The organism is Zunongwangia sp. L-65, assembly GCF_056859415.1.
In genome coordinates, this window is record NZ_JBSXOK010000074.1 from 43,062 (window position 1) to 68,844 (window position 25,783).

The following is a 25,783-nucleotide window of genomic DNA, read 5'->3' on the forward strand; positions in this document are numbered from 1 at the left end:
TTAGTTGTTTTTGAAATTGAATTTGTTTGTTAAATGACCTTCAGCTTGTAATAATTGATAGTATTTTAAGCTGATATCGGCACGGGCGTTTGTTTTATTTATTTTAGACTGAAGCTGTTCTACATCGGCTTCTAAAAGATCATTGGTATCTACGAGCCCGTTATCATATTTATCTTTAACAATGCGGTAATTTTCTTCTGCCTGTTCCTGTGATTGTGAATAAACTTCGAATTGGGTCAAAGCAAGCTGATACTCCTCTTTTGCATTTTTAACCTGAATTTTTACGTCATCTTTAGCTTTAGCGATATTGTATTGAAGTTCTTCAGCTTTATGCTGTGCGAGTTTCACATCATTCTTTGCTTTAAAAATCTTTGAAATATCATAGCTTACTCCAACTCCTATATTTATAGCGTTAGTTACTGTTAAAGCATTTTGAATATCTAAAGCAGCATATCCACCAATTAGTGCAATAGAAGGATAATAGGCAGCTTTAGCCATTTTGATACTATTTTCTGAAGCTTTTTGCCTGTAATCCAAGGCTTCCAAATCTGCACGTTGAATGCTAATACGTTCCACAGTAGGTGTGACACCAATAGTTTCTTCAGGCAACTTAAAAGTAAAGTTATCTGGAAGTTTTAAAAAAGTCGCCAATCTATAATTTAGAATGCTAACATTTTTCTGGGCTTCCTGTAGTGTAAGATTAATATTTGACTCCTGAAGCTGTGCTTTTAAAAGATCGTTTCTGGCTAATAGGCCGTTTTGTTCCATGGCGCTAAAGTCTTTTACTCGTTGATGGGCACTTTTAAGGTTTTCCTTCACCGCGGCTACCATTTGCTGGGCCTTATAAAGATTAAGATAAGTACTTATAGTTTGTAGCGCAATGCGTTCTTTGGTGCTAGTCGCTTCTAGACTTGTTGCTTCAAAATTATTAAGGCTTGCATGTACCGCATTTTTAAGTTTAAATCCAGAGAATATAGGCATAGAAATGCTGGCTTGTCCTAACATGATTTGATTAATGTCTGGGCTAACTGACCCTCCGGTTTCTCCATTGGCGGGTTCAGCACTTGCTATCGCAAGTTGTAGATCGATATTCGGACTGGTAAGGTATTGATATTGTCCAGATAGAGAAAACTCTGGATATTGATTATTTTTAGTAACCTTCAGTTCTTCTGTGGCTGTTTTGATAGTTGTTTCCGCAAGCTTTGCATCGTCACTATTGTTAAGAGCGATACTTACAGCTTCTTCAAGGCTTAAAGTTTTGTTCTCCTGGGAAAAACTCTGAAAACCAAAAAATAAACAACACACTAACAGTAAGGATTTACTCTTCATATGTTAAAAGTGCTTTAATTGTTCTTTGAATATGTTGGGTTAAGGTGGTTGTTACAAATTCATCAAAATCATTCTCCTGAAACAGGCGATGAGCTTTAGAATATATTTTTTTGTTATAATAGAGGTTAAAATAGCTTCCTAAAATTGTTGGGATAATAAGCTCTATGTTTACATTTTTACTAAAAACACCTTCTTTTTGCCCTGCTTCCACTAATTTTTTAAGGGTTTCCAGATTTTCCTGCTTTTCCCGGAGATAATTAGAGAAATCGATTTTAGGATTTTCTCTGGAAAACTCAAAATGTATCAGTTTTTGAATCCTTCTACCATTATGAATACGATTTATGATGACAGCAACTATGGCATCAATCTTTTTCATGAAAGTGTCTTCCTTCTGAATTACCTGATCTATTTCAATTTTAAAATTTAAAATTCGGTAAGAGACTAGGGTTTCCAGAAGTCTTTCTTTACTTCCAAAGTAATAAGAGATCATAGCAATATTAATGCCGGCCGTTTTTGCTATCATCCTAACTGAAGTTCCGTCAAAACCATTTTTAGAAAATAATTCTTCTGAAACCTTTAGAATATGTATTTGTTTCTCATTTAATTCCATAACCTGAATTACAAAAAATCAGGGTACAAATTTAAACAATTGTTTAAATTAAACATTTGTTTGATTTTATTTTAACCTATAACGTTTTAGAAGGAAATTGCAGTGTTATTTTATTCTGTCTTCCTTAAGTTCTTTTATATGCAGAAAGGCTTCGTGAAGTGAAGAAAATTGAAAAATTTTTCGTCTATAAAACATACGCTCAAAGATCAGATTCATCATGCCCGAGGGATGTGATGTAATGACTGAAAAGCTTTTTAAGAAATAACGATTATTGAAGAATTTAAGCCAGTCATGAGAGACGGTGTAATATTGATGTATGCGATTAGATATATAATGAGGATGGCAATCCTCACCTAAAATTCTCTTGGCATCAGCAATTACTTTTTCAGCACATGCCCAGTTGAAAGTAATCCCTTCGTGCATTTCAGAAACGATAATATCGTCTAGGAAATAATAAATCCCAAAGTCATAGTCGATAATCTCGATTACCTGATCGATATATTTTGAATCTGAAAGTCTCATGATATCAAGTATATGGCTAATGAATGTACAATTTTTATTTGAATCTTTGAAGTTAAAAATCAGTTTGTTTGATGCTTTAAAAAGAAAAGACCGGAATTTTTTCCGGCCCTTGAAAAGTATAATTTGTCAATACGTAAATTTTTTAATTCTGTACTTGAAAGTTTATGGGAATAGTATAGCGAACAGGTACAGGTTTACCTCTTTGCTTCCCAGGCTCCATTTTAGGTAAAAGATTAATAACTCTTTTCCCTTCTTCCTCAAGAAGTTTGTGTGGTCCTCTTGCCTTTACATTTTTAACTTCACCGTTTTTATCTATTTCAAACATAATCGTAACACGGTTTATACCGCTTAGACCTAAATCTTCCCCTAACCCGGTATCAAACTTTTTACCTATAAAGCGCGAAATTTTTTCACTCATACAGGCCTTTCGTTCTTCGTTATCCTTTAAGTTTTCGCATCCGGGAAAAATAGGGACATCTTCGATAAACTCAAATGGAACCGGCTCTACAGGTTCGTTATCAAGTACTTCTATAATATCATCTACTTCTACGATATCATCAAGACTGGTTTCTGTAGTTTCTATTTCGTCTTCAGGTTCGGAAGAATTATCTTCTGTAATCTCGATTACCGGTGGATCTTTAGGTTTTGGAGGTGGTAAGTCTTCCTGAACCTTAGTTATAGGGATGGCTTCTTCTTCAGGGATATCCAAGGGATCCCATTTTTCTGTCGTCGCCTGCTGTTGATCATAAGTTTTGAGATTAATCATAAAATAGGATAACAGCAAGACGGCAATAAGTCCAATTTGTAAAAATAGAACGGTCTTTTTCCTAAGATCTGCCTTTGGGTTTTTCTTTGGTTTCATAATGAAAAGAATTTATGTTAATAAAAAAGTTACAACTTGAACTTATCAGACGTACTGATAATTAGGGTAGTGGGGATAATATCTCGAATCACAACAAGCGTGCCGAAGAATTGAATTTTTAGATTATACAAAAATATATAGGTTGATGTTCTTCATTTCAGGCATAAAAAAAGCGACTGTACTTTTATATACAATCGCTTTTAAGAAATATAAAATAAATGAATTTACTACTTACTCAAAGGAGTTTTATCGATATACATTTTTTGGTATGTAGGCTTGAACATATTACCCTCCCCAATTTTTGCGAAATCAATTTTATTTTCTTGAATTCTTTTAGTTTGAATTTGTGACCTTCCTAGAATTTCGTCAAGTGCACGAGATAAAAATGGTTCTTCGGGATCGCCCAGTATACCTAAATTGCCTAAATCTTCTTCTATTTGAATATCTGGAATCAAACCATCTACAAAATTAGTATATCCATTTTTATTGGCTATTTTAAGTACTAGAGGCTGCATAGCATAAGTATGCTCGTCGTTCCTGTTTTTTTCGCTAAATGTTGGACTATCATATAGTGTAATTGAAGCTTGAAATTTACCAGTTGTTGTTTCACCAATTTGCACCACATTTATATAAGGATCCAGACCATTAATTATAAGTTCACTTGCAGATGCCGTTGAAACGGTAGTAAGGATATAAACTTCCTTTAAATTTAAACTATTGATTATTTCGCCCGTACTAAGTTCAGTATCAAATTCATTGATAAGATAATCCGGAAAATTTTCTTCGTAGTATTTTTGATAATCTTCGTTCCATTGCTCCTGGGCAAATACCTGACCTTCAAACTGTCCGGTGATCATACTTGCCAGATCTGTAGCAGTAGTGACAGATCCTCCGCCATTATATCTTAGATCTAAAATAAGATCGGTAATACCTGCGCTTTTAAATTCACCAAAAGCTGTATTAAGTTCTTTATCAAAATTTGCTATAAAGCTATTATACATTAGATACCCGATTTTTTTTCCATTCAGCTCAATCACTTTATTAATAAATACAGGATTCATGGTATAGTAATCATCGGTAAGATTGGCCGTATTATCCGTCATATGGATTACGCCGTCTTCAACATAGCCAGTATTGATAGTAAAAGCATCCTTAGATAATAATTCAGTATAATTTGAGGTTGTTAATTGCTCTCCGTCAACTTCGGTAAAAATTGTTCCTCTCGATAATCCTTCCTCTTCAGCAGATGTTCCCGGTAAAATATATTGTATATATCCAAAAACATCATTTGTCCCTCTAATTACTCCGAGTCCAAATTCCATTCCGGTGGCTCCACTTATTCCGTCGAATTGATTTTCAAGTTCCTCATAATCATCCGTAATAAAACTAAATCTATCCTGGCTTGAAAGCAAATTTTCGAAAAGTGATTCGGGAGTACTAAAATTGTTTAGGAAATCGGTTTTTGCTTTATCGTTGGTAAAATAATCATCAGCCAATTCTGGAACATCGGCTTTATAAAGATAAATATCATTAAGTCCTCGATAAATAAAACTTTTAACCTCAAAATCAATTCGCTCTTCTTCTGTTTGTTCTTTTTCTTCTGCAGTGGGATCTTCCTCTATAATATCACTATCATCAGAGCATGCATTAAAGGAAAATAATAAACTTGCTAAGAATAGTAATAGTAAAAAATTCTTTTTCATTAGTTGCAATTTTTTAGAGTATATCAGCAATTATGCCAATTGATTTTATAAAATATACGAAGATACTACTACTGTGGATTATTATGATGTGGATTTTAACGTTATTTAGTACTAAAGGTCCATCTATCTCCCAAACTTGTAGACTTCCCATCAGAACAATTAACAATCCAATAGTATTTTTTATTAGTTTCTATGTCAACTTCTAGATTATTTTGTTCTAAATCTTTTTTAATAAGGTTGAGATTGCCATCTGTTCCAAAATAAATATCATAAGTAAGAGTATCATCATCTATATCAGATGACTCCCAATTTAATAAAATAGTGGTTCCGCTTATAGCGTTTGAGTTATTGCCGGGAGCTATTAACTTAGCTTTAAAAGGAATATGATTATTAGCAGCCTCACCTTCTACATAAAAAGCATAGGCGTTTGAATAGGTACTCTTATTATCCATATTGTCCATGGAATATAATCGCCAGTAATAAGCTTGGCCCTTAGGGAAAATTATATTAATAGAGAGGCTGGTGGTAGATTCAGTTTTAAAAATGTCAGAGAAAGAGCGGTTATTAGAGATTTCAATTATATATTTCACTTTATCGCCATCGGGGTCATTAACTTCATTCCAAGAAAATTCGATATCCTGATTGATGCAAAGAGAGTTATCATCTGGATAGATCAATTGAGGAGCAGTAGGTGCTTGATTGCTTGGAATATTTGGATCTTCATTAGAACTATTTTCTGGTGAACATGAAAACAAGCAAAAAATGGATAATATGAAAATTAATAGCTTCCTCATCTTTTAATAATTTTAATTGTCTCAGGGTTATTTTCTCCAAGTTTTAAAAAATAAATACCAGTTGCATATTCACTAAAATCAAATTCAAGTATTTTGTTTTTAATTTTAATGTTTCCTGCAAATAGTAAATTTCCAGCGGAAGAATATAAGTTTGTTTGAATTAGTTTGTTTTCTGAAAACCTTGTTTTTTCTAAATTTATAAAAGTAGAATTAAAAGTGGGATTGGGGTAAGCTATTGCTTTTAGGTTGGTACTGATACGCTCCCCATATGATAAAGAACAATCACCTGAAGAAACTACTTCTAGGTAATCCCCTGCAGTTGTATTTACGGCAATATTCTCTTTATGCGTATTGGCGATTTGGTGACCATTTAAAAATACGCGATATGGTTTTTCTCCTCCCTTCATATTGATTGTGGTTTTATTAATATTCGATTGGGATGCGTTTGTTTGAACCTCGAATACTTCTGGCTCTAATATTTTAAATGTGTAGCAATCGCTGTAATTATTGACTTTAGCTGTAAGGCATAACATGTATTCTCCGGATTTTAGCTCTTTAAATGTAAGATCATTCACAAAATCTTTTACAAATCTTTCGTTCCCCGTGGTAAGGACTGCGGTATATGGAATAGAAGAATCTCCTGTATTAATTTTTAGTTTTCCGTTCTTTTTACCAATACAAGTCGCATTAGTAACCTCTAAAATTGCGGCACCAAGCTCGATTTCTTCAATATTAATATTTAAAAAAGCAAAATGTCTGATGCCGGTTTTGATATCGGTCTCAATAATTTGAATGGTTCCTGTACCATGTGGTCCCCAATCTACCGAAATAGTATTCTTATTTTGAGTGATATTTGCAACACCATCGGCAAACCATTGGTATCGTATGCCTTCTTTTTCAGAAACTCTGTAAGTTTTATTAGTGGAAAATTCTTTGACATTTGTGTCTCCTGTAATTTTAATGTCATAATCATTTTTCTCCAGAACTTTTACTTCAATTGATTTTTGGGGTCCAGTTGAACAGGAGCTTATAGGAGTTACAGTTATAGTATATGTGCCTGGCGTTTTCCATAATACTTCAGCATAGTTTTGCTGGAAATTGATTTCTGGATTTCCCGATACACTCCACTTATAATTAATAGCATTTTCATTAAGAACTGAATAAGTTGATTTTGTTCCCTCAACAACTTCTAGGTCCCCGTCAATGTTTGATATGTTGGGAGTATTTTTACTATCCAAAGAAATATTGAAAATTTCAGGATCAGTACTATTTGCATATAAATTCTTACCATTCTTATAAAACTTATCTAAACTGGTTCCTATATTTTTAACAGCATTCCAAGTTTCTCCTGCGTCGCTACTTTTATAAAGTATTGGGCCACTTACAGCATACCATTCATTCTTCGATTTGGCGTATAGAAATTCAGTTTTATCGCTAATAGTGGTAAAAACTCTTTTCCAGGTATTTCCTTTATCGATCGATTTATACAGAATTCCCTGCTCTGCTCCGGCTATGCCAATGTTTTCATAGAATTCAACCGAATAAAGGAAAGAACTCGTTTCTGTTTGTCCTTTAGGAATATTTATTTTCCTCCATGTTTTCCCGGCATCTACAGTTTTTATAATTCCATTCAGCCCTACACCTACACCTTCCTTTTCATTTATAAAATCCAGGTCATATGCTATAATAAAATCCTCATAGGTAAGATTCCATGATTCACCGCCATCAACAGATCTTAATATTCCATTTGATTCGCTTTTTCCTATTGCTATTATTGTTTGATCATTTATAAAGTGAAAAAATCTGCTATAATCTAAAGCTCCCAGTTTGATCCATGTTTCACCATGATCTATACTCTTATAAAAATTATACCGACCTGTAGCATAGTACACTCCTTTTCTAATCACAGCATGGGTCACTATACCGTGTTCATTTGGTAGACTTATTTCACTCCAGGTTAAACCATTATCTTTAGTACGATATGCTTCGTTTCTAGATAAATATATTCCAACATTATCTTCAAAAGCTGTAACTGCGTAGTTTCCAGTAGCGGGTGAGATATTTGATCTTATTTTCCACTCCTTATTAGGACTTTTGATAGCAATTCCATTATTAAATGAGTAATCATCTCCATCAACTATAATAGAATAATTATCATCTTTACTATTGGCAAATGCTGTAAAATCTATTTTATAGGAATAAAAAAGATTATTCCACGTTTCTCCATGATCTTCGGTCTTATATAGCCCTGTATTGGACAATAAATAACCGGTTTTGTCTAAATTAAAGTATAATTTTTTACTTGTACCATCTATGTTCTTTTTGGTTTTAATCCAAGAATTTCCGCCATCTTTAGTAATAAAAACTTCACCTGCTCTACTTAATAGATAACCATTTTGCTCATTTAAAAAATAAATATCAGCAAATTTTCTACCATAACTATAATCTATATTTAGATCAATGGAGTGCCAGGTCTCCCCAGTATCGGTGGTTTTAAGTATCTTATTTGTATTAGAGCTACATATATAACCTGTAGTTTGGTTTATAAAAGAAACCGAATAAAGATCATCATTGCCAAGCTCTTTTTTAATCCAATTTTTACCACCATCAACAGTTTTCAGGATTTTACCTTCATCGCCATATAAAAAACCAATTTCCGAATTAATAAAAGCCACTTTGTTTGGATATGGATAATCGTCTTCAGGATAATTTAGCGGAAACCAAGTCTCTCCGCCATCTTGAGTTTTCAGTAAAACACGTTCTCCTACGCAATAACCAATCTTATCGCTCGCGAATTTGACCTGATGCAGGTTTCTAAAGTCACCCTTATGTTTTTTTTGCCATGTTTCGCCTGCATCATAAGTCTTTAAAATAGTTTGATTTGTACCTACAGCGACAAACTCCTTATTTTTAAGGTGAACAACATCGTTGAGGTTATACAGAATATTCTCAATTTCTATAGAGCATTCTTTATCTGTAGTATTACCCTCATTTGATGCAGCTATAATTCTCAAGACTAAAATGTTTTCAATGATCTCATCTGTCGATTTGTTTCTAGCAGCTACCCTTAAACTTATTGTGTTTTGATATATCGCTTTAAAATCTTTATTCAGAATTAGATTGTTATCATTTATTTTGAAAGCTGAATTGTCATAATCGCCATCGCCTTGGATTAAACTAAATTCGTAATCATTAGTTTTGTTAACATTAAACTTTCCTATTATACTGGATATAGGTGTATTTTCCCGAAAACTATTTGAAGAAAGTTGAATGTTACTTTGTTCAAATGTTATTTCTCTTTTAAGAAGCATAGTTTCCGAACTTTCATTTGATTCGGAAGAGTTTGCGTATGCTTTTAAATTTATTTTGAATTCAGGGGTTTGAGTATCAGAACTAAAAATTTTTAGCATTCCTTTATGATGACCTTTTTCAGCAGGATAATAATAAAGATTAAAATAAGCAGATTTTCCACTTTCTAATTGCCTGGGAAAAAATCCCGATGGATTATTTTCTAAATTTTTTTGCTGGTTTTTGCCATCTAAATAAAATGCTTTTCCTATAACTTCAATTTTAGAGAAAGTAAGAATACTATTTCCATTATTGGTTAGTTGAAATTGAATTTTCAGAACACTGTCGATTTTAGATTCTAAATTTAATTTTTGTTCATTATTAAATGTGGTGTACTTACTGGAGACCGTTAAATTAGCGCCAGGTTTGGTAGAATATAAAGCACTACGATTGTAATAGTTATTATTAGGTAAGTTAGGTAAGCTTGCTCTAAAATATACATCTTGACCGTTAGATTTTAGGTAATATAATTCTCCGGTAGATTTACGAGATAAAGTAAGATTGGATATTTTTTTTGTATTGGTTTCAGAACCATTGGAATACCAGACATTACGACCGCTAGCAAAGTAAATTAGACCATTCGCTTTTACAAACCTACTATCGAAATTGATATTAACTTTATTTTCGTTCGTAACAGCTACAGTTCCTTCAGTTGTACCATCAGACTGCATAAGGGCAAACTCATTTTCTCGACCTCCATTAAAAAACAGTTTTCCTTTGTACTCTATAAAGTTAGAAATTCTGGAGCCGTAGATATGACGTTGCCAATCATAACTTTTAATTATCACGGTGCCTTCTGGAGATCCATCGGTTTTCCATAGCGTATTTTTATAATCGCTAGAGCCATCATCTTCAGTTTTAGAAAAGAAAACAAGATTTCCCACATTTGTAAAGTCATGAATGTCCTGATTACCGTATTTGTTTTGTTTAAATTCTTTTAATAATATAACATCTCCTGATCCTGTGATACGATAAAGTCTTATGTTACCACGATAGGATGTGTGAGTTATAAAATAGAGATTATCATTAAAACTGTTTAATTCTGCTACCGAATAATATTCATCAATATCTATTTTTTTTGCATTATTCGTATTTGCATCATATTGATATAATATTTGGCCATTAGAGAAATATAATAAATTGTTGGCTACGGTTAAGTTTGCAAAACTGGAACTATTGTCAGCATAAACAAGTTTTGTTCCATTAGAGGTTCCATCTGTTTTATATAGCTTTTGAGGGCCATTATTGTACTTATTGGATGCCGTGAAATAAAGTTCGCCTTTGTAGACTGTAAAGTTTCTTGGATTGGATCCAATACGATGTGAAGGATGTATATCTTTTAATAAAACTGTTCCCTCTTTAGTGCCGTCGCTTTTCCAGAGTTCATGGCCAGTAATACCATTATTTGCAGAAAAATAGATATGATTTTTGAAAACAAATAAATTTTCCGGATCACTACCATAGCTCCCTTCTAGAATATCTTTTACCATCGATGTGCCGTAAGGCGTAGCATCGGTTTTCCAGAGTCCTTTACCATGTATGCCATCATCTGCTACGAAATAATCTTTATCTCCTAGTGAAACTATTTCGTCAATAGAATTAAAAGTTCCCACGTATTGCTGTGCTATTAAATTATAATTACATACAGTAAAAAGTAGAACCGCAAAAAGTACTTGATGCTTTTTCATATATTTTCGAATTCCTTCTATTACGCTATTTTAGATTTTATCGAAAAAACTAAGTGAAGCGAAAATCTAGAATCAATATTAAGTGCTTATATTGTTTGGAAATGGGCTTATTCCTAGATGTTAAATATATGTAAAAAAGAAATTATTTCGCTTATTTTTCAAACATTTTATAACTGATTGAAAATCAATAATACCTCAAAGTTTAGTTCCAGATGCAATATCTTAAAGTTAATGTTACTACCTTATCTAAAGGATTGTTTGAAAAAATAAATAATTTTGAATTCAGGATTCCTTATATTTTTTATTTTTAATCCCAAGGGTTATATAAAAATGTATATTTGGAAAATTTTAAAATTATGTTAAAAAATCAGAGTGAAAATAGAGTTGCACTTTGTTTTTTCAGAATCATTTTGTGTTGTACGCTCATGATAATTTTTGGATGTTCGAAGGATAAAGAGCCTAAAAGTGGTGAGAACAGAATATTAAGTTTTGAATTGTTTGTAGATGGTCAAAACTATCAGGGACAGGTTAATCATTTTTCAAAGGAAATATCAATAAATACTATAGGTCTCGAAAGAGAGTCTAATTTAGTTGCAGATATTGAAATATCGGAATTTGCATCAATAAGCCCTGATCCAGAAATACCACAAGATTTTATGAATCCAGTAGATTATACGGTTACAGCTCAAAACGGTGAAAAATCTACTTATCGTGTAATAACTTCGAACACCAGAGCACTATCTGAAGATAAAGAAATACTAAGTGTGAGCATGGAATTCGAGGGTAAGAATTACGAGGCAGTGATAGACCAAGTTGATAAAATTATAGATATCACTCTGCCATTAAATGCGGGAGGAGAATTAGTGGATATAGAAATTTCTGAGGGCGCTTCACTTACTTATAGTTACGAAGAAGGTTTTATTAATTATAGTTATCCAGCAATATTTACGGTTATTGCTGAAGATGGATCTACTGTAGATTATCAATACAATCCATTTCTAATAGGGTTTAATTCTTTGAGGACTATATATTATAGTAATGCAATCCCGCTCATTAGCGGATTAAATATTAACTTAAATCTCCCTAATTCTTCTCTGGTACTTGAGAATGATAAAAATTCTTATGTGCTAGAATATTCCAATTACGAAACTTACGATCGTGAAGATCTCTTGGGTGTAGAAAATAATTTTTTAATTCATTTTCCAGAAAACATAGTTTCGGTAGATAATTATGAGCTCAAATACAAAGTTAGCGGTGAAACACTCAGCACTTATAGACGAGAGTTTGATATAGTTTCTGGAGATGTTCCAAAGATTACCGGCGTTAATAAAGAACGTTTTGTAAGAGGTGACACATTAATTATTTATGGAGAAAACTTAGCTCCCGGAGTTTTGATCCGCGCACATAATGGTAGGGTGTATGCCTACAATGGGCATTACGTAAAACTTAACTCAGATAAAACGGAATTAAGAGTTCCACTTACAAATAATTATAGCATGTTTCCTTCTTATCATGCGAAATATGAAGATATTCCAACGCCTATATATATCTATTATCAGGCTAGAGAGGGAGATTCAACTATTGTCGATTTTTATTAATTCTGATATCAAATATGAAAAAAATACTGTTCACTTTTATTTTTGCAAATATGCTTTTTGGATGTTCGCCAGGGGAAGATGGTCGACAGGAAGAAGAAGTAGCAACATGTGATTTACCTCGGAATATTAGTATTGCAGAGATTACAGATGGCTCTGCAGTTGTGCAATGGGATCCAGATGAAAATGAATTAAATATTGAAATAGAATATGGAGAGAATGGTTTTACTCCAGGGCAGGGGAAAAAAGAAATCATTTCTACAAATCCTTATACAATAAATGGTCTGTCAACGAACCAGAGTTACGACGTATATTTAAAAACGCTTTGTGAAACCTTAGAAAGTGAACTTTCCGAAGTTAAAACCTTTACAACTGATTGTGGCAAAGCGGTATATGATAAAAATATTAATATTGAAAATCTGGAGGATATAGATCAATTCACAATGGGGTGCTATTCTAAAATTAATGGGGATGTTTATATAAGTAATAGGCAAATTAAAGACTTATCTTTTTTAGAAACGGTTACCGAAATTAAAGGCTACGTTACTTTAAAAAATAATGAAAATTTGGAAACTCTCCATGGTTTAGAAAATATTGAAAAGATGGGGAGTATTACCATTGAAAGTAATCCTGTTTTAAATTCTATAGCTGCTTTAGAGAATTTAAAAGAAACTCAGGCTATCATTATTAGAAACAATAGAATGATAAGTTCATTGAAGGTATTTGAAAATATCGAATCTCTTTCAGATGTTTTAGTTGTGGGAGAAAACCCATCACTTACTAGCCTAGAAGGTTTTCATAAAATAAAGAATGCAGAGAGCGATATAGATATATATAATAATGAAGGTTTAACGGATTTGTCTGGTCTTAATAGTTTAAAGTCTATAGGCGGTTATCTAAGACTTCAATATAATAATAATTTAGTTTCTTTAGAAGGATTGGAGAGTTTGGAGTATATAAATAGAGGTTTGGAAATTTACGACAATTCTAAGCTCAAATCTATTGCTGCGTTAATCAATCTAACCGAAATAAAAGATGGTTCTATCTATATAGAAAAAAACCATATGCTCACATCACTATCAGGGTTAGAAAGTCTTAAAAATATGAATTTGAATATTCTAATTAGAGATAATAATGCCTTAAATTCTTTAGATGCTTTTCAAAATTTAAAGACATTTTATGAATTAAAAATCATAAATAATAAGTCTGTAATTGCACTGCCAGATTTTGGCAATCTTGAAAAAGTAGATGGAGATTTAGAAATTTCTGAAAATGAAAATTTAATATCTATAGATGGTTTTAATAAACTAACTGAAGTGTATGGGAGTTTGAAAATACATGACAATGAAAACCTAAAAACAGTTTTAGGCTTTCAGAACTTGAGAAAAATAGGAGGCGATTTTTTTACAATGAAGAATAAATCTCTAAATAGCCTTACCGGTTTTAACAATATTTCTAATATAGGAGCTGGATTAAAAATTCAAGATAGTCCTAGTCTTCGGTCTATAGCTTCATTTAAAAATTTGAAAAATGTCAGAAATATAACCATTGCAGCTACGGGGATTAGAAGCCTTAAGGGGCTTGAGAATATAACAAATATTGAATATAATTTATATATATCAGATAACGATCAACTTATTGATTTAACAGGTTTAAATAATTTAGAAACAGTAGAAGACGAAATAGAGATAAGTTATAATAGGGAGTTGACTTCTCTTTCAGGTCTTGAAAAATTGGCCTCTGTAGGATATTCATTTAGAATAAATAATAATATTAATCTAAAATCGTTAGATGGTTTAGAAAGTTTAACAGAGGCAGGCTTTCTGTATTTAAGTTATTCTAATGTAATTAGTGATATTAAGGATCTCTCAAATTTAACTACTCTTCATGGTATTCAAATAGAACACTGTAGCAATCTGGTTTCCGTTAGCGGATTCAATAAAGTTGATTCTATGGAAGGAAATATAGCCCTTAATGATAATTCAAATTTAGAAATTATAAGTGGTTTTCAAAATTTGCAAAAGCTAGGAGGGATGAATATTTACAATAATAACAATTTTAGATCAATGGCAGGTTTTGAGAATCTCAAGGAAGTATTGGATATTTCAGTTCATCAAAATAAGAATTTAGAAGTAATAGATGGGTTTAAAAACTTAAAATCTATAAGATATCTAACTTTAAATAATAATAAAAACTTAAGTGATTACTGTATCTTAAAGTCCTATATAGATGTTATTAGTAACCTTACTATAGAGTCTAATTTATATAATCCGAGTAGGCAAGATATTATTGAAGGTAACTGTAGTAAATAAAATCAGGAATGTATAAAACAAAAATACTCCCGAAATTTCCTAGAGTTTCGGGAGTGTTTTGGTGGAGTCGGAGGGAACGACCAAATTTTTAAAATCCTTCTATTTATAAGTTGTTCCAGGGCTGCATAAAAATTGGTCACCGGATTGGTCTCGCTTTAACAAAATTTAACTTTTAACCATAGAAAATAAGAGTAATTATTTCGATTTGCTAGGGATTCTGAAAATATGGACTTATATTTATGTATAAAATTTTTAGACTAGCTATTGCTAACCGTTAATGATTCAATGAGTTATAAAACTTACTTTTATAGCTTATATTTTTGATGTCTGTTAAGCTGTAATATTTAATTTATAGCTCATGGCGTGGAACTGGCAGCTCAAAAATTGGCCTGGTTTTGAATTCAATTCGGAAGTTTTACTTCCTTTAAAAATGGTTTTTTACAAAAAGCGGGAATGTTCAGATACTCTGATATGGGTAAGGCAGCAATATATAATTTCTTATACTTTTGAATTAACTTATCCTTTAGTAAGGGCAGTAATGATTCTTGAAAAGAGGAAAACCTGAAGGCTTAATTTAGATATCAATTTAGAAAGTTGTTGCTTATTTTAAGGTGAGTGTTACTTAAGTTTTGAAATAGTCCATAAAATAAGGAAAAAACAAATTTTCTTTTGCGTTGCTTAAAGTAGGATTAATGTTTCTTAAGAGTAAAAAGAGCATTAGGATCTCTTTGTTTTTCACTTAATCTTGTGATAATTCCTTCCTCAATAAAATAATTTAAATGGTGAGAAATGGTGTTAATATGCGTATTACAAAAATTGGCTAAGTCCTCTTTTATTGATTTTTGATTTCTAAATAAATAGCCTAAAATTTTTCTTTGGGTTTGATTAAAGGAACTCGACTTATTTTGAATTTTCAAAACTACTTTATCGTGGATTGTTTTCGAATGTTCACTTATTTTATTTCTTAGGCTTAAATATACATTTCCATTTTCCTCTTTGTATTCGGGCAAAGGCAACATAGAATTTTCCATTGAGCTATAGATCCTGGAAACTCCTTCATTTAATTGACGCGCACATAACCCATATCCTCTTCTAATATTTTTGCTATGCGAGGATTTCTTTAATTCGGCCAGGGCAGGATCAGTTCAGCATTGTCCCTATTCTCATAACCCGAAGGTCACTGGTTCGAGTCCAGTTCCCGCTACTAGCAATGACAAGGCTTTACAGAAATGTAAGGCCTTTTTTTATGGACTGGGTACAACATAGGTACAACATTTTTGGAAAGCCAAATTTGAATAGAAAATAATGTTAATTAACATTATTTGGGGATATTTCCTATCTCATTCGAAGTGTAACTTAGTAATTTGAAGGATTTGTATAATTCTCTATTTCATTAAATAGCTTATTAAAAAACAATGTTCTAATTCTTCAGTATAAGATCTTGGTAATTTTTTAATTGAAATTATTATCAAATTATGTGATAAACCTTTTGAAATCTGTTCCTATTCTTTTTGCACAATCTGTGCATTGATTTTTTTTTATCTTTGTAGTGTGAAAATTATCGCTGTCATATTATCTCTATATATATTCGGGCTTAACTTATTAGCCTGTAATGATAGTGATACTTCACAAGTGATTTCTGATTCAGAAGTAACAGTGGTTGCTACGCAGAATTTAGATATCGACCATTCACATGATAAAGTAGCAGATTTATGCCCTCCTTTTTGTAGTTGTCATTGCTGCCATGTGCATACAGTAGATTTCGGTTCTTCAAATTTCAAGGCTTTGATTATTGAAATTCCATCAAAAGCCTTTGTCCATTTTGACAGCTCAGTGGAAGAACCTATTCTTTCCTTTTTACAGCCACCACAGGCATAATTCAGTTTTTTTAAAGGATAATTATATCCTTTTTTGACCAAATCCTGGTTCTCATACTAGATCCTTGGTCCTATTGATAGATTTTGTTAGGCACAAAATTATTATCAAGAATTTTAACTGAATTAAATTTTTATTTATATGATTAATAAGATAATCGCATTTTCCATTAATAATAAATTTATTATTGGACTACTTACCTTAGCGCTGATAGGGACGGGTATTTGGTCCATGATGACCGTCAACCTGGGATCGGTGCCAGATATTACTAACAACCAGGTTCAGGTGATCACCCAATCACCTAATCTTGCAACAGAAGATATTGAACAATTTGTAACCTATCCTGTAGAACTCTCAATGGGGAACCTGCCCGGGGTTACGGAAATACGATCTGTTTCCCGGTTTGGCCTTTCCGTGGTTACAATTGTTTTTGAGGACGATATGGGCATTTACAAACCCCGTCAACTGGTTCAGGAAAAACTGAACGAAGTCAGGGACCAAATACCTGAAAAATTTGGAAGTCCCGCTATGGGGCCCATTACTACAGGTTTGGGTGAGATTTATCAATATACGATAAAGCCCCAAAAAGAGTATGACACTGTTTATTCCCCTACGGAATTGCGTACCATCCAGGATTGGATCGTAAAGCGTCAAATGACCCTCGTCGAAGGTGTAGTAGAGGTAAATTCATTTGGGGGCTCTATAAAACAATATGAAATTGCCATTAATCCCGAAAAACTGAATGCGTTAAACGTTTCTATTTCCCAAGTCTTCGATGCCCTGCAAAAAAATAATGTTAATACAGGCGGTGCATATATAGAAAAAAATAATATGGCCAATTTTATCCGTGGTGAGGGTTTAATCAGGTCACTAGATGATATAAAATCTATTGTTATCAAGAATGAAAATGGAGTACCTGTAACAATTGGAGATGCAGCTGAAGAGGTCCAGTTTGGTAGCCAGGTACGCTATGGTGCTTTTACCCAGGACGGCCGTGAAGCTGTTGGCGGTATGGTGCTCATGTTGAAAGGTGCAAATCCTAATAAAGTAATTGCAAATGTTCAGGATCGTATGGAGACGGTAGAACAATCTTTGCCTGAAGGTTTATCAATAGAACCCTTCCTTGACAGAAGTGTTTTAATTGAAAGAACTACGAGTACCGTGACCCAGAATCTTCTGGAAGGTGCTTTAATCGTGATTTTTGCCCTGGTGATACTATTAGGTAGCTTAAGAGGTGGACTTATAACAGCGACTACCATTCCTTTATCACTTCTTTTTGCTTTTATATTAATGAAGCAATTTAATGTCTGGGCCAATCTAATGAGTTTGGGAGCTATTGACTTTGGAATTATTATAGACGGTGCTGTGATCATCATTGAGGGTACGGTATATGAAATACAAAAACGGATGCGTTCCGGCAAAATAAAATTTAATAAGGCTAAAATGGATGAAGTAGCCTATGATGCCGGAAGTACGATGATGGGTTCCGCCTTTTTTGGACAAATTATCATTCTTATCGTATTTGCGCCCATTCTTTTTCTAACGGGGGTAGAAGGGAAAATGTTTCGGCCAATGGCATTTACTTTTGGTTTTGCCATGATAGGTGCTATTTTCTTATGCCTTACCTATGTCCCTATGATGTCTGCTTTATTTATGAAACCAATTCAGAATAAAAAGAACTGGTTTGGAAAGTTTGAACGCTGGCTGGAAAAAGTTAGTGATAAAATTATTGGAGGGATTCAAAAAGGATACATGCCTTTATTAAAAGGAGCTTTAAGATTGAAGTTCATAGTATTGGGGTCTGCGGTTGTCTCACTTATAGTAGCCGGTTTTATCTTTTCCAGAATGGGAGGGGAATTTGTCCCTCAACTTGATGAAGGGGATATCGCCATGCAGGCGTTAATCAGGCCTGGAAGTGGGTTGAGTGAAACAATCGATGTTTCCACAAAAATAGAAGATATCCTTCTTGAGAATTTCCCGGAAGTAGAAACCGCCGTAGCGAGGATTGGGGTTGCCGATATCCCTACTGATCCAATGCCTATGGATATTGCCGATATGTTTATTGTATTAGAGAAGGATATGGATAATTGGACTTCGGCAAGTTCTAAAGAGGAATTGATAGAAAAGATCAAAGAGAAACTTAATGAAGAACTTACGGGAGTCAACCTGGTTTTTAGCCAGCCTGTAGAGCTTCGTTTTAATGAACTGCTTACCGGGGTCAGGGAAGATGTTGCGGTAAAATTATATGGCGAAGATTTAGACCTTCTTGCTGAAAAAGCTGATAAAATGGCTGAAATAATACAGACTATACCGGGCGTAGGAGATGTGAACCCTGAACGAACATCTGGTCTTCCACAAATGACGGTGCGGTTTAATCGTAAAAAAATTGCGCAATATGGATTGGACATTGAAAAGATTAACGATTATATAAGTGCAGCTTTTGCCGGAGGAACGGCCGGAGTGATCTTTGAAGGGGAAAAGCGGTTTGATATGGTAATACGTTTTGATGAGGCGCACCGCCAAAGCATTGATGATTTACGTACCCTCTATATAGATCTGCCGGATGGAACCCAGGTTCCGATTAAGGAAGTAGCTGATATTAGTTATGTACCGGGTCCTATGCAAATTTCCAGGGATAACACCTTTAGAAGAACCTATGTGGGAGTTAATGCCCGCGGGAGGGATGTGGAATCTGTGGTAAATGACATCCAGCAAAAATTGGATGAAGAGTTAGATTTACCTCCAGGATATTACATTACTTATGGTGGGGAGTTTGAAAACCTTCAAAGAGCAAAAGGGCGTTTACAAATAGTAGTGCCCATCGCTCTATTTCTGATATTCGTGCTTCTGTACTTTGCACTCCAATCTTTTTCCCAATCAATTATGATCTATATAGCCATTCCACTGGCGGCTATTGGAGGAATATTTGCTCTTTGGTTAAGAGATATGCCGTTTAGTATTTCAGCTGGTGTAGGCTTCATTGTATTGTTTGGGGTTGCCGTTTTAAACGGGCTGGTGCTTATTAACAGGTTTAATTCCTTAAAAGAAGAAGGGGTAACCAGTATAAAAGATAGAATTTTTACAGGAACCAAAGAACGAATACGTCCCATTATGTTAACAGCAACAACAGATATTTTTGGATTTCTGCCGATGGCTTTTTCATCGTCAGCAGGAGCTGAAGTACAACGACCCCTTGCTACGGTTGTTATTGGTGGCATGCTTACAGCTACCTTACTTACGCTGGTTGTTCTTCCTGTCCTTTATACATTTGTAGAGAAGAGACGAGAGAAAAAGGAACAGAACAAGCTTGGTTCTTCCAATTCACGATCTTTAGCCACAATTTTGATAATTGGCTTGATGTTAGGCGGAACCTTTTCCGTAAATGCACAATCTGATGAAATGTCATCGGAAAATCCAATACAGGATTCTTTACAAACTATTAGTTTGGAAGAGGCTAAAGAAATGGCAATCCAAAACTTTCCACAATTAAAAGCTGCCCAACTTGAAATTGAAAGTGAGGAAGTATTGCGTAAAACCGCCTATGATTTTGGGAATACCCAAATCTTTACAGGAAAAGAAGAGGTAGGAAATGGCTCTGATGGGATCTATACCCAAATTGGTGTTCAACAACAAGGCATAGATGTTTTTGGAATAGCTCCCCGTTTGAAATTACAGAAAGAAAGGGTGGCCCTTGCTGAAAATGCTTTAGAACTAAATACCTTAGAAGTGGAACGTGAAGTAAGCAGGGCCTGGGCTTCAGTTTATACAAGTAAAAAGAGGTATCGGGTATATAAGAAAATGGATTCAATTTTTGAAGACATTGAAAGAGCAGCACGAATCAGGTATGAAACAGAAGCTACCTCTAAACTGGAGTATCTTGCTACTTCAAATCAGGGGAATGAGGTTAAAATACAGCTGGAACAATCGTACCGAGATTACCTGAAATCAATACAGCGTTTAAACCTATGGTTCGTTAGTGACACAATCTATGATGTACCAGATTTGCCTGTTGAAACTTTAGACGAACCTTTAAACTTTCTGGTAGAGTCGCTTGAAAATCATCCGTTGCTGCAGGTTTCGGAACAAAGGATAGATGTTGCCAAAGCGGTTACCAGAGAACGAAAATCTGAATTTTTGCCCAAATTTCAGGGTCAGTACGGTAGGCAGGAAATAGCCGGGCAATCGGGTTTCTTCCAATATCAAATAGGAATTCAAATTCCGCTGTTTTTTGGGCCGGAATTAGGCCGTACACAGGAAGCACAAGTAAATAGACAGATTGCAGAGCAAAACTTTTATCAGGATAAAATCGAACTGGAAACCGCCTATAAAAATATGCGTGAAGACTACATCAAATGGAGAAACTCATGGAATTATTATAGGGATGAAGCACTTCCGCTGGCCAAAGAGCAACAAGGTGGATCAGTGCTGGCCTTTAAGGAAGGCGCTATCGATTATGTGACATTTCTCCAAAATATAAGAGATGCCATTAGAATCGAGGTAAATGCCTGGAGTGCTTTTAACGATTATCTCGACAGCCGCTACCAACTGGAATATTACCTTAAGAATTCAAATTAAAAATTAAAATAAGAAAATCGATATGAATACAAGATCAATAAATATTCTAATGCTTGCCTTAACGCTCAGCATATTCTTTGGATGTAAAGAAAATCCTGCGGCAGGGGAAGATGCTTCCAGTGAAACTGCAACTACTAATACCGAAGAAGGTGAAAATCACGGTGAGGAAGGAGATGAAGAACACGGTGAAGAAGAAGGTGGGATGCGTTCGGTACATCTTTCAGAAATGAAATTCAATAGTCTGGGGATTAAAGTAGATACCTTGCCTAAAAAAGCTTTGTCGGGTATTGTGGAAGCCAATGGCCAGTTAGAAGTGCCGCCACAATATGAAGCTACCGTTACGGCAATTTTAGGCGGTAATATAACTTCTATAAAGGTTATTGAGGGGGATAAGGTAAATAAAGGTCAGGTGTTGGCTTATCTTTCTCACCCAAATTTAACCAGAATGCAGTCTGATTATATTAATGCATATAGTAGGATGCAATTTTTGGAAAAGGAATTTGAAAGACAGAAACGTTTATATGAAGCAGAGGTAGGATCTGGAAAATCTTTTCAACAAACCCAATCAGATTACCAGTCTGTACAAGGTGAAGTGCGGGGGTATGAATCACAGTTACGCCAGTTAAACCTAAATGCTTCCCAGGTTAGAGACGGTGAATTATATGAATATATTCCGGTAGTAAGCCCAATTGGAGGTTATATTGAAAAAGTACTGGTACAGGTAGGACAATATGTAGACCCTCAGACCAGTATGTTTATGGTAGTTGATAATGAACATGTTCATGCCGATCTAATGGTTTTTGAAAAAGATATTTATAAGGTGAAAGAAGGCCAAAAGATTGCGTTTACACTGGAATCGGTTCCAGGCAGTAATTTAACCGGGGAAATTTATTCAGTGGGGAAACAATTTGAACAAAACCCCAAAGCGGTACATGTGCATGCAGAAATCGATAATAAAGAAGATTTTCTAATTCCGGGGATGTATATAAACGGAAAAATCAGGACCGGTGAAGAAGCTGTTCCTGCCTTACCGGAAGAAGCAATAATTGAAGAAGAAGGAAATCCCTACATCTTTACGGCCCAAAAACACCAGGAAGATGGTGAAACCGAATGGGAATTGAAACCAGTGCAGGTTAGAACGGGAATAAATGAAGATGGTTGGGTTGAAATTAAACTGCTGGAGCCTCTGCCTGAAGGTACGTTGGTTGCCTATAATAATGCCTATTATCTGGTTTCTGAAATGCAGAAAAGCCAGACTTCCCATGGTCATTAAATTAAAAAAATTAGATGGATGGACTCTCTGTTAAATGTTTGTCTTAATTAAAATTCCAGAGGGTTCATCCTTAATACTAAAATTAATATTACAGCAATGAAAGAAATAAAAGCATTTATAAAACCGAAACGAGTTCAAAAAGTGATAGAATCCCTTAGTGAAAGTGGATTCAAAAGTATGACGCTTTCCCAGGGGGAAGGTACCGGGGCTTTTAAAGCAAAAGGCGCATCACCTTCTTTAGATTTCCGTGTAACAGACAGTCCGGTTGTAAAGTTAGAACTGGTATGTCAAAACGAAGAAGCCCAATCAGCTATCAATATCATGCTGGAAAACGGGAAAACACCGGATCCAGGTGATGGCATAATTTATCTTTCCGATATTGAAGATGCTTTCCAGATAAAAACCGGGGAATCCATAAAGCGTTACGATCCCTAAATACTTTTATAGCAAATGGAAAAAATAGTAAAAAAGTTGGAAAGCAAAGGCATCCGCCCTACGGCAATGCGCCTGATGACCTATAGACGGCTGGCACAACTGAATGTGGCCGTTAGCTTAGGCGACCTTGGAAAGGATTTCGAAAGCTCGGAAAGGAGTACGCTTTTCCGTACTATGAAGACATTTGAAGAAAAAGGAATCGTGCATCAAATTGAGGATGGCACCGGCATCATTAAATATGCCCTGTGCGAAGACAATTGTGAATGCGAGGTTGGCAACGACCTTCACTTACATTTTCATTGCAATAGTTGCGGGGAAACCGTGTGCCTTACAGAGCACAAAATCCCTCAGATAAACCTGCCCGAAGGCTATGTGGCAGAGGATATCAATCTGGTGGCCAAGGGAGTCTGTGAGAAATGTAGCAATGACTTGGATTAAGTTTTTTGATTTAAAAAATTGGAACAATGATGAAAATTTATAAGAAAGAAAGCAAGGTATATATGGTAGCTCAAAATAGATTGGATGCTACCGATTATGACAATTTGATATCTCAATTAAAAAACCATATACAGGCAAACCATAAAGTGTACTGGTATATTGAAATGGAAAATTTTGAGGGGTGGACCGCAAGTGCGTATTGGAAAGGCATTGAACTGAAACTTCCGAATGAAGAACGCGTTAAAAAGGTTGCATTGGTGGGAATTACAAAATGGCAGGAACAGTTTACCGAAGTTTTGATACCCTTTACAAAGGCACATATTAAATTCTTTAGCCCTGAAGAAAAACATTTGGCCAAGGAATGGATGGAGAAAGGAAATCATTAAAAAAGTTAAGTAAATTTAAACAGAAAGATTATGATGGACAACTGGAATTTTGGGGGAATGCACTGGATATGGTGGGGACTTTGGATAATTCTTATCTTTTGGATATTTTTAATTCCTTACCCCACCCCGGGACAAAAACGGAAAAAAGACGGAGCAATGGAAATTCTAAGGGAGCGTTTTGCACGGGGCGAAATAAGCGAGGAAGAATATAAACACCGGGTAAATATACTTCAAAATAAAAATGAACCAAAGGACCAGAAAAAAATTAGGCAGGAAAAATAATGGGAAAAGGACAACTAACTATATTTTTTTTAATGCTGGCTCCTATCCTGCATACCCAAACTATATACAGTACACGGGAGGGGCATATCCTTATAAAAGCTAATATAGATGGCAATGCATTTAAGGCGGAAAGCCATCAACTTTCCATGTTTTTTGATTACACAAGTAAAGAAATTACGGGTTCCATAGATTTGAGAACTATAGACACAAATAATCCACAGCTAGCCACCTATCTTAAAAGTACTCAAGCACCTATATGGATAAGATTTTCCGGGAAGGTCCCGGTTGAGGATTTCCTTTTGCGCCCACATGAACCAATTGATTTTAATTGGTTGGTAACGATCAGGCTTCCTAATAAAGAAGTGCAAAACTACTTTAAAGCGACATTGACCCACATCCCCCAAGGTCCTACATTTTCCTGTCTTTTAAGTGCCGGTGGATTTATAGAGAAAACTATAAGCCCAAGCTTAAATCAAGTGGTTCCTGGACTTGAAGGATCCATAGAAATAAAATTTGCCCAGCTTATTTTAAAGAAAGAGTGAATGCCATTTAATTCAAAATAACATAGAAAGATGAAAAAGTATAAATAGAATCCCATCCTCTTCCAGTAGTGCCTTATTAAAATAGCGCTGGGGAGATGTAATAAGTGTAAATAAAATATCCTCCTGCCGTACAAAATTTGTACCGCAATTAGGGACATAGATGTGATATATAAATATTTCCGTCTTATCATTTTTCGCTTATTACTAATAATGGAAAATTTTGAGGGGTGGACCGCAAGTGCGTATTGGAAGAGCATTGAACTGAAACTTCCGAACGAAGAACGCGTTAAAAAGGTTGCATTGGTGGGAAATACAAAATGGAAGGAACAGTTTACGGAAGTTTTGATTCCCTTTACAAGGGCACATATTAAATTCTTTAGCCCTGAAGAAAAAGATTTGGCCAAGGAATGGATGGAGAAAGGAAATCATTAAAAAAGTTAAATAAATTTAAACAGAAAGATTATGATGGACGACTGATATTTTGGGGGAATGCACTGGATATGGTGGGGTTTATGGATAATCCTCATCTTCTGGATATTTTTAATTCCCTACCCCACACCGGGACAGAAAAACAGAAAGGACAGGGCAATTGAAGCCCTGAGGGAGCGGTACGCCCGCGGCGAAATCGACGAAAAGGAGTTCGAAAAACGCAGGGCGTTCCTGCTAAAGGATAAAAAATAAAATTTATCTATTTGCCCTAGGAGAACTCGCTCTGCTAGCAGCTCTGGGATTTATACATAGTATAAAGGCTCAGTATAATTTAAAGTAACTTCATAGGGGGCTTTCGGGAATAACTGTGGCACTTACGTTGCACGTTTGTTCAAATTACATTTAATATATGTTGCAGATTACAGATATAAAAAGAGAGAATGTGGTTGTCACGGTCGCCAGTGGTAAATTAAATCAACACGATCTTGAAAAAATACATCCCCTTATCCATAGTATTCTTGAAAAAGGATTAAAGATTCGGTGGTATTTAGAGATGAACGATTTTCAAGGCTGGCATATAGAAGGTCTATGGAAAGATTTCTCTAAAGATGTTGGCCACGAAAAGGAGTACGAAAAAATAGCATTGGTAGGGGAAAAAAAATGGCGAAAGTGGGCGGCCCAGTTTATGAAACCATTTTGCAATGCCGAAATTAAATATTTCGATCCAGACGAGAAACAGGAGGCCAAAATATGGATTGAAAGTGAGTAATGACATGGCATTGGTG

At 34.6% G+C, this 25,783-nt stretch carries 21 protein-coding genes; 13 read left to right on the forward strand and 8 right to left on the reverse strand.

Annotated features, from left to right (window positions below):
* The 7 genes from AC13DP_RS16225 to AC13DP_RS16255 form a co-directional block, all read right to left on the reverse strand.
* Complete coding sequence (locus AC13DP_RS16225; protein WP_347406660.1) at positions 1-1,329, reverse strand: TolC family protein; 1,329 nt, start codon at positions 1,327-1,329, stop codon at positions 1-3.
* Positions 1,319-1,939, reverse strand: a complete 621-nt coding sequence (locus AC13DP_RS16230) for a TetR family transcriptional regulator (protein WP_228252250.1) — start codon at positions 1,937-1,939, stop codon at positions 1,319-1,321. The genes AC13DP_RS16225 and AC13DP_RS16230 overlap by 11 nt, the downstream gene beginning before the upstream one ends.
* A 105-nt stretch (positions 1,940-2,044) precedes the next feature.
* Positions 2,045-2,461 (reverse strand): hypothetical protein, encoded by a 417-nt coding sequence (locus AC13DP_RS16235; protein ID WP_228252251.1) that lies wholly within the window; start codon positions 2,459-2,461, stop codon positions 2,045-2,047.
* A gap of 142 nt (positions 2,462-2,603) precedes the next feature.
* Positions 2,604-3,323 (reverse strand): energy transducer TonB, encoded by a 720-nt coding sequence (locus AC13DP_RS16240; protein WP_347406659.1) that lies wholly within the window; start codon positions 3,321-3,323, stop codon positions 2,604-2,606.
* Positions 3,324-3,550: 227 nt separating this feature from the next.
* Positions 3,551-5,026 (reverse strand): S41 family peptidase, encoded by a 1,476-nt coding sequence (locus AC13DP_RS16245; RefSeq protein WP_483068123.1) that lies wholly within the window; start codon positions 5,024-5,026, stop codon positions 3,551-3,553.
* A 101-nt stretch (positions 5,027-5,127) separates the two neighbouring features.
* Positions 5,128-5,820 (reverse strand): fibronectin type III domain-containing protein, encoded by a 693-nt coding sequence (locus AC13DP_RS16250; protein WP_347406657.1) that lies wholly within the window; start codon positions 5,818-5,820, stop codon positions 5,128-5,130.
* Positions 5,817-10,856 carry an ELWxxDGT repeat protein gene (locus tag AC13DP_RS16255; protein WP_347406656.1) on the reverse strand — a complete coding sequence of 1,680 codons (5,040 nt, stop codon included), beginning with the start codon at positions 10,854-10,856 and terminating at the stop codon, positions 5,817-5,819. The genes AC13DP_RS16250 and AC13DP_RS16255 overlap by 4 nt, the downstream gene beginning before the upstream one ends.
* A gap of 410 nt (positions 10,857-11,266) precedes the next feature.
* On the opposite strand from AC13DP_RS16255, the gene AC13DP_RS16260 reads away from it, so the two are divergent.
* Complete coding sequence (locus AC13DP_RS16260; RefSeq protein WP_347406655.1) at positions 11,267-12,454, forward strand: DUF5018 domain-containing protein; 1,188 nt, start codon at positions 11,267-11,269, stop codon at positions 12,452-12,454.
* A gap of 14 nt (positions 12,455-12,468) precedes the next feature.
* The gene (locus AC13DP_RS16265) at positions 12,469-14,763 is read left to right on the forward strand and encodes a hypothetical protein (RefSeq protein ID WP_347406654.1); all 2,295 of its coding nucleotides are present in this window, start codon (positions 12,469-12,471) and stop codon (positions 14,761-14,763) included.
* 689 nt (positions 14,764-15,452) lie between these two features.
* Here the strand turns inward: AC13DP_RS16265 and AC13DP_RS16270 are convergent.
* The gene (locus AC13DP_RS16270; protein WP_223090229.1) at positions 15,453-15,794 is read right to left on the reverse strand and encodes a putative DNA binding domain-containing protein; all 342 of its coding nucleotides are present in this window, start codon (positions 15,792-15,794) and stop codon (positions 15,453-15,455) included.
* Positions 15,795-16,314: 520 nt separating this feature from the next.
* Between AC13DP_RS16270 and AC13DP_RS16275 the strand changes: the two genes are divergently transcribed.
* The 11 genes from AC13DP_RS16275 to AC13DP_RS16325 all read left to right on the forward strand — a co-directional run bounded on the left by AC13DP_RS16275 (position 16,315) and on the right by AC13DP_RS16325 (position 25,767).
* The gene (locus AC13DP_RS16275) at positions 16,315-16,641 is read left to right on the forward strand and encodes a DUF6660 family protein (protein WP_483068124.1); all 327 of its coding nucleotides are present in this window, start codon (positions 16,315-16,317) and stop codon (positions 16,639-16,641) included.
* Positions 16,642-16,779: 138 nt separating this feature from the next.
* A complete protein-coding gene (locus tag AC13DP_RS16280) occupies positions 16,780-21,213 on the forward strand; it encodes a CusA/CzcA family heavy metal efflux RND transporter (RefSeq protein ID WP_008613766.1) in 4,434 nt (1,477 codons plus the stop codon).
* A 22-nt stretch (positions 21,214-21,235) separates the two neighbouring features.
* On the forward strand, positions 21,236-22,486 hold the full coding sequence (locus AC13DP_RS16285) for an efflux RND transporter periplasmic adaptor subunit (RefSeq protein ID WP_190324899.1): 1,251 nt from the start codon (positions 21,236-21,238) through the stop codon (positions 22,484-22,486).
* 96 nt (positions 22,487-22,582) lie between these two features.
* A complete protein-coding gene (locus tag AC13DP_RS16290) occupies positions 22,583-22,921 on the forward strand; it encodes a P-II family nitrogen regulator (protein WP_483068125.1) in 339 nt (112 codons plus the stop codon).
* Between the two features lie 15 nt (positions 22,922-22,936).
* Positions 22,937-23,359, forward strand: coding sequence for a Fur family transcriptional regulator (locus AC13DP_RS16295; protein ID WP_008613756.1), 423 nt, complete (start codon positions 22,937-22,939; stop codon positions 23,357-23,359).
* 26 nt (positions 23,360-23,385) lie between these two features.
* Entirely contained in the window at positions 23,386-23,745 is a 360-nt protein-coding gene (locus tag AC13DP_RS16300) for a SpoIIAA family protein (RefSeq protein ID WP_013073462.1), read from the forward strand.
* Between the two features lie 30 nt (positions 23,746-23,775).
* Positions 23,776-24,027, forward strand: a complete 252-nt coding sequence (locus AC13DP_RS16305; RefSeq protein ID WP_013073461.1) for an SHOCT domain-containing protein — start codon at positions 23,776-23,778, stop codon at positions 24,025-24,027.
* The gene (locus tag AC13DP_RS16310; RefSeq protein ID WP_013073460.1) at positions 24,027-24,569 is read left to right on the forward strand and encodes a hypothetical protein; all 543 of its coding nucleotides are present in this window, start codon (positions 24,027-24,029) and stop codon (positions 24,567-24,569) included. The genes AC13DP_RS16305 and AC13DP_RS16310 overlap by 1 nt, the downstream gene beginning before the upstream one ends.
* 210 nt (positions 24,570-24,779) lie before the next feature.
* Positions 24,780-25,001 carry a SpoIIAA family protein gene (locus tag AC13DP_RS16315; protein ID WP_013073459.1) on the forward strand — a complete coding sequence of 74 codons (222 nt, stop codon included), beginning with the start codon at positions 24,780-24,782 and terminating at the stop codon, positions 24,999-25,001.
* 57 nt (positions 25,002-25,058) lie between these two features.
* The gene (locus AC13DP_RS16320; RefSeq protein WP_083759793.1) at positions 25,059-25,250 is read left to right on the forward strand and encodes an SHOCT domain-containing protein; all 192 of its coding nucleotides are present in this window, start codon (positions 25,059-25,061) and stop codon (positions 25,248-25,250) included.
* A gap of 157 nt (positions 25,251-25,407) precedes the next feature.
* A complete protein-coding gene (locus AC13DP_RS16325; RefSeq protein WP_013073457.1) occupies positions 25,408-25,767 on the forward strand; it encodes a SpoIIAA family protein in 360 nt (119 codons plus the stop codon).
* Positions 25,768-25,783: the final 16 nt, after the last annotated feature.

What these genes read in the sequence shown, in the direction of transcription:
- AC13DP_RS16320 (WP_083759793.1), top strand. Translation starts at nt 25,059, where the DNA reads ATGCACTGGATATGGTGGGGTTTATGGATAATCCTCATCTTCTGGATA.
- AC13DP_RS16240 (WP_347406659.1), bottom strand. Translation starts at nt 3,323, where the DNA reads ATGAAACCAAAGAAAAACCCAAAGGCAGATCTTAGGAAAAAGACCGTT.
- AC13DP_RS16270 (WP_223090229.1), bottom strand. Translation starts at nt 15,794, where the DNA reads ATGGAAAATTCTATGTTGCCTTTGCCCGAATACAAAGAGGAAAATGGA.
- AC13DP_RS16315 (WP_013073459.1), top strand. Translation starts at nt 24,780, where the DNA reads ATGGAAAATTTTGAGGGGTGGACCGCAAGTGCGTATTGGAAGAGCATT.
- AC13DP_RS16300 (WP_013073462.1), top strand. Translation starts at nt 23,386, where the DNA reads ATGATGAAAATTTATAAGAAAGAAAGCAAGGTATATATGGTAGCTCAA.
- AC13DP_RS16310 (WP_013073460.1), top strand. Translation starts at nt 24,027, where the DNA reads ATGGGAAAAGGACAACTAACTATATTTTTTTTAATGCTGGCTCCTATC.
- AC13DP_RS16230 (WP_228252250.1), bottom strand. Translation starts at nt 1,939, where the DNA reads ATGGAATTAAATGAGAAACAAATACATATTCTAAAGGTTTCAGAAGAA.
- AC13DP_RS16280 (WP_008613766.1), top strand. Translation starts at nt 16,780, where the DNA reads ATGATTAATAAGATAATCGCATTTTCCATTAATAATAAATTTATTATT.
- AC13DP_RS16290 (WP_483068125.1), top strand. Translation starts at nt 22,583, where the DNA reads ATGAAAGAAATAAAAGCATTTATAAAACCGAAACGAGTTCAAAAAGTG.
- AC13DP_RS16305 (WP_013073461.1), top strand. Translation starts at nt 23,776, where the DNA reads ATGATGGACAACTGGAATTTTGGGGGAATGCACTGGATATGGTGGGGA.
- AC13DP_RS16225 (WP_347406660.1), bottom strand. Translation starts at nt 1,329, where the DNA reads ATGAAGAGTAAATCCTTACTGTTAGTGTGTTGTTTATTTTTTGGTTTT.
- AC13DP_RS16250 (WP_347406657.1), bottom strand. Translation starts at nt 5,820, where the DNA reads ATGAGGAAGCTATTAATTTTCATATTATCCATTTTTTGCTTGTTTTCA.
- AC13DP_RS16285 (WP_190324899.1), top strand. Translation starts at nt 21,236, where the DNA reads ATGAATACAAGATCAATAAATATTCTAATGCTTGCCTTAACGCTCAGC.
- AC13DP_RS16245 (WP_483068123.1), bottom strand. Translation starts at nt 5,026, where the DNA reads ATGAAAAAGAATTTTTTACTATTACTATTCTTAGCAAGTTTATTATTT.
- AC13DP_RS16325 (WP_013073457.1), top strand. Translation starts at nt 25,408, where the DNA reads ATGTTGCAGATTACAGATATAAAAAGAGAGAATGTGGTTGTCACGGTC.
- AC13DP_RS16255 (WP_347406656.1), bottom strand. Translation starts at nt 10,856, where the DNA reads ATGAAAAAGCATCAAGTACTTTTTGCGGTTCTACTTTTTACTGTATGT.
- AC13DP_RS16295 (WP_008613756.1), top strand. Translation starts at nt 22,937, where the DNA reads ATGGAAAAAATAGTAAAAAAGTTGGAAAGCAAAGGCATCCGCCCTACG.
- AC13DP_RS16265 (WP_347406654.1), top strand. Translation starts at nt 12,469, where the DNA reads ATGAAAAAAATACTGTTCACTTTTATTTTTGCAAATATGCTTTTTGGA.
- AC13DP_RS16235 (WP_228252251.1), bottom strand. Translation starts at nt 2,461, where the DNA reads ATGAGACTTTCAGATTCAAAATATATCGATCAGGTAATCGAGATTATC.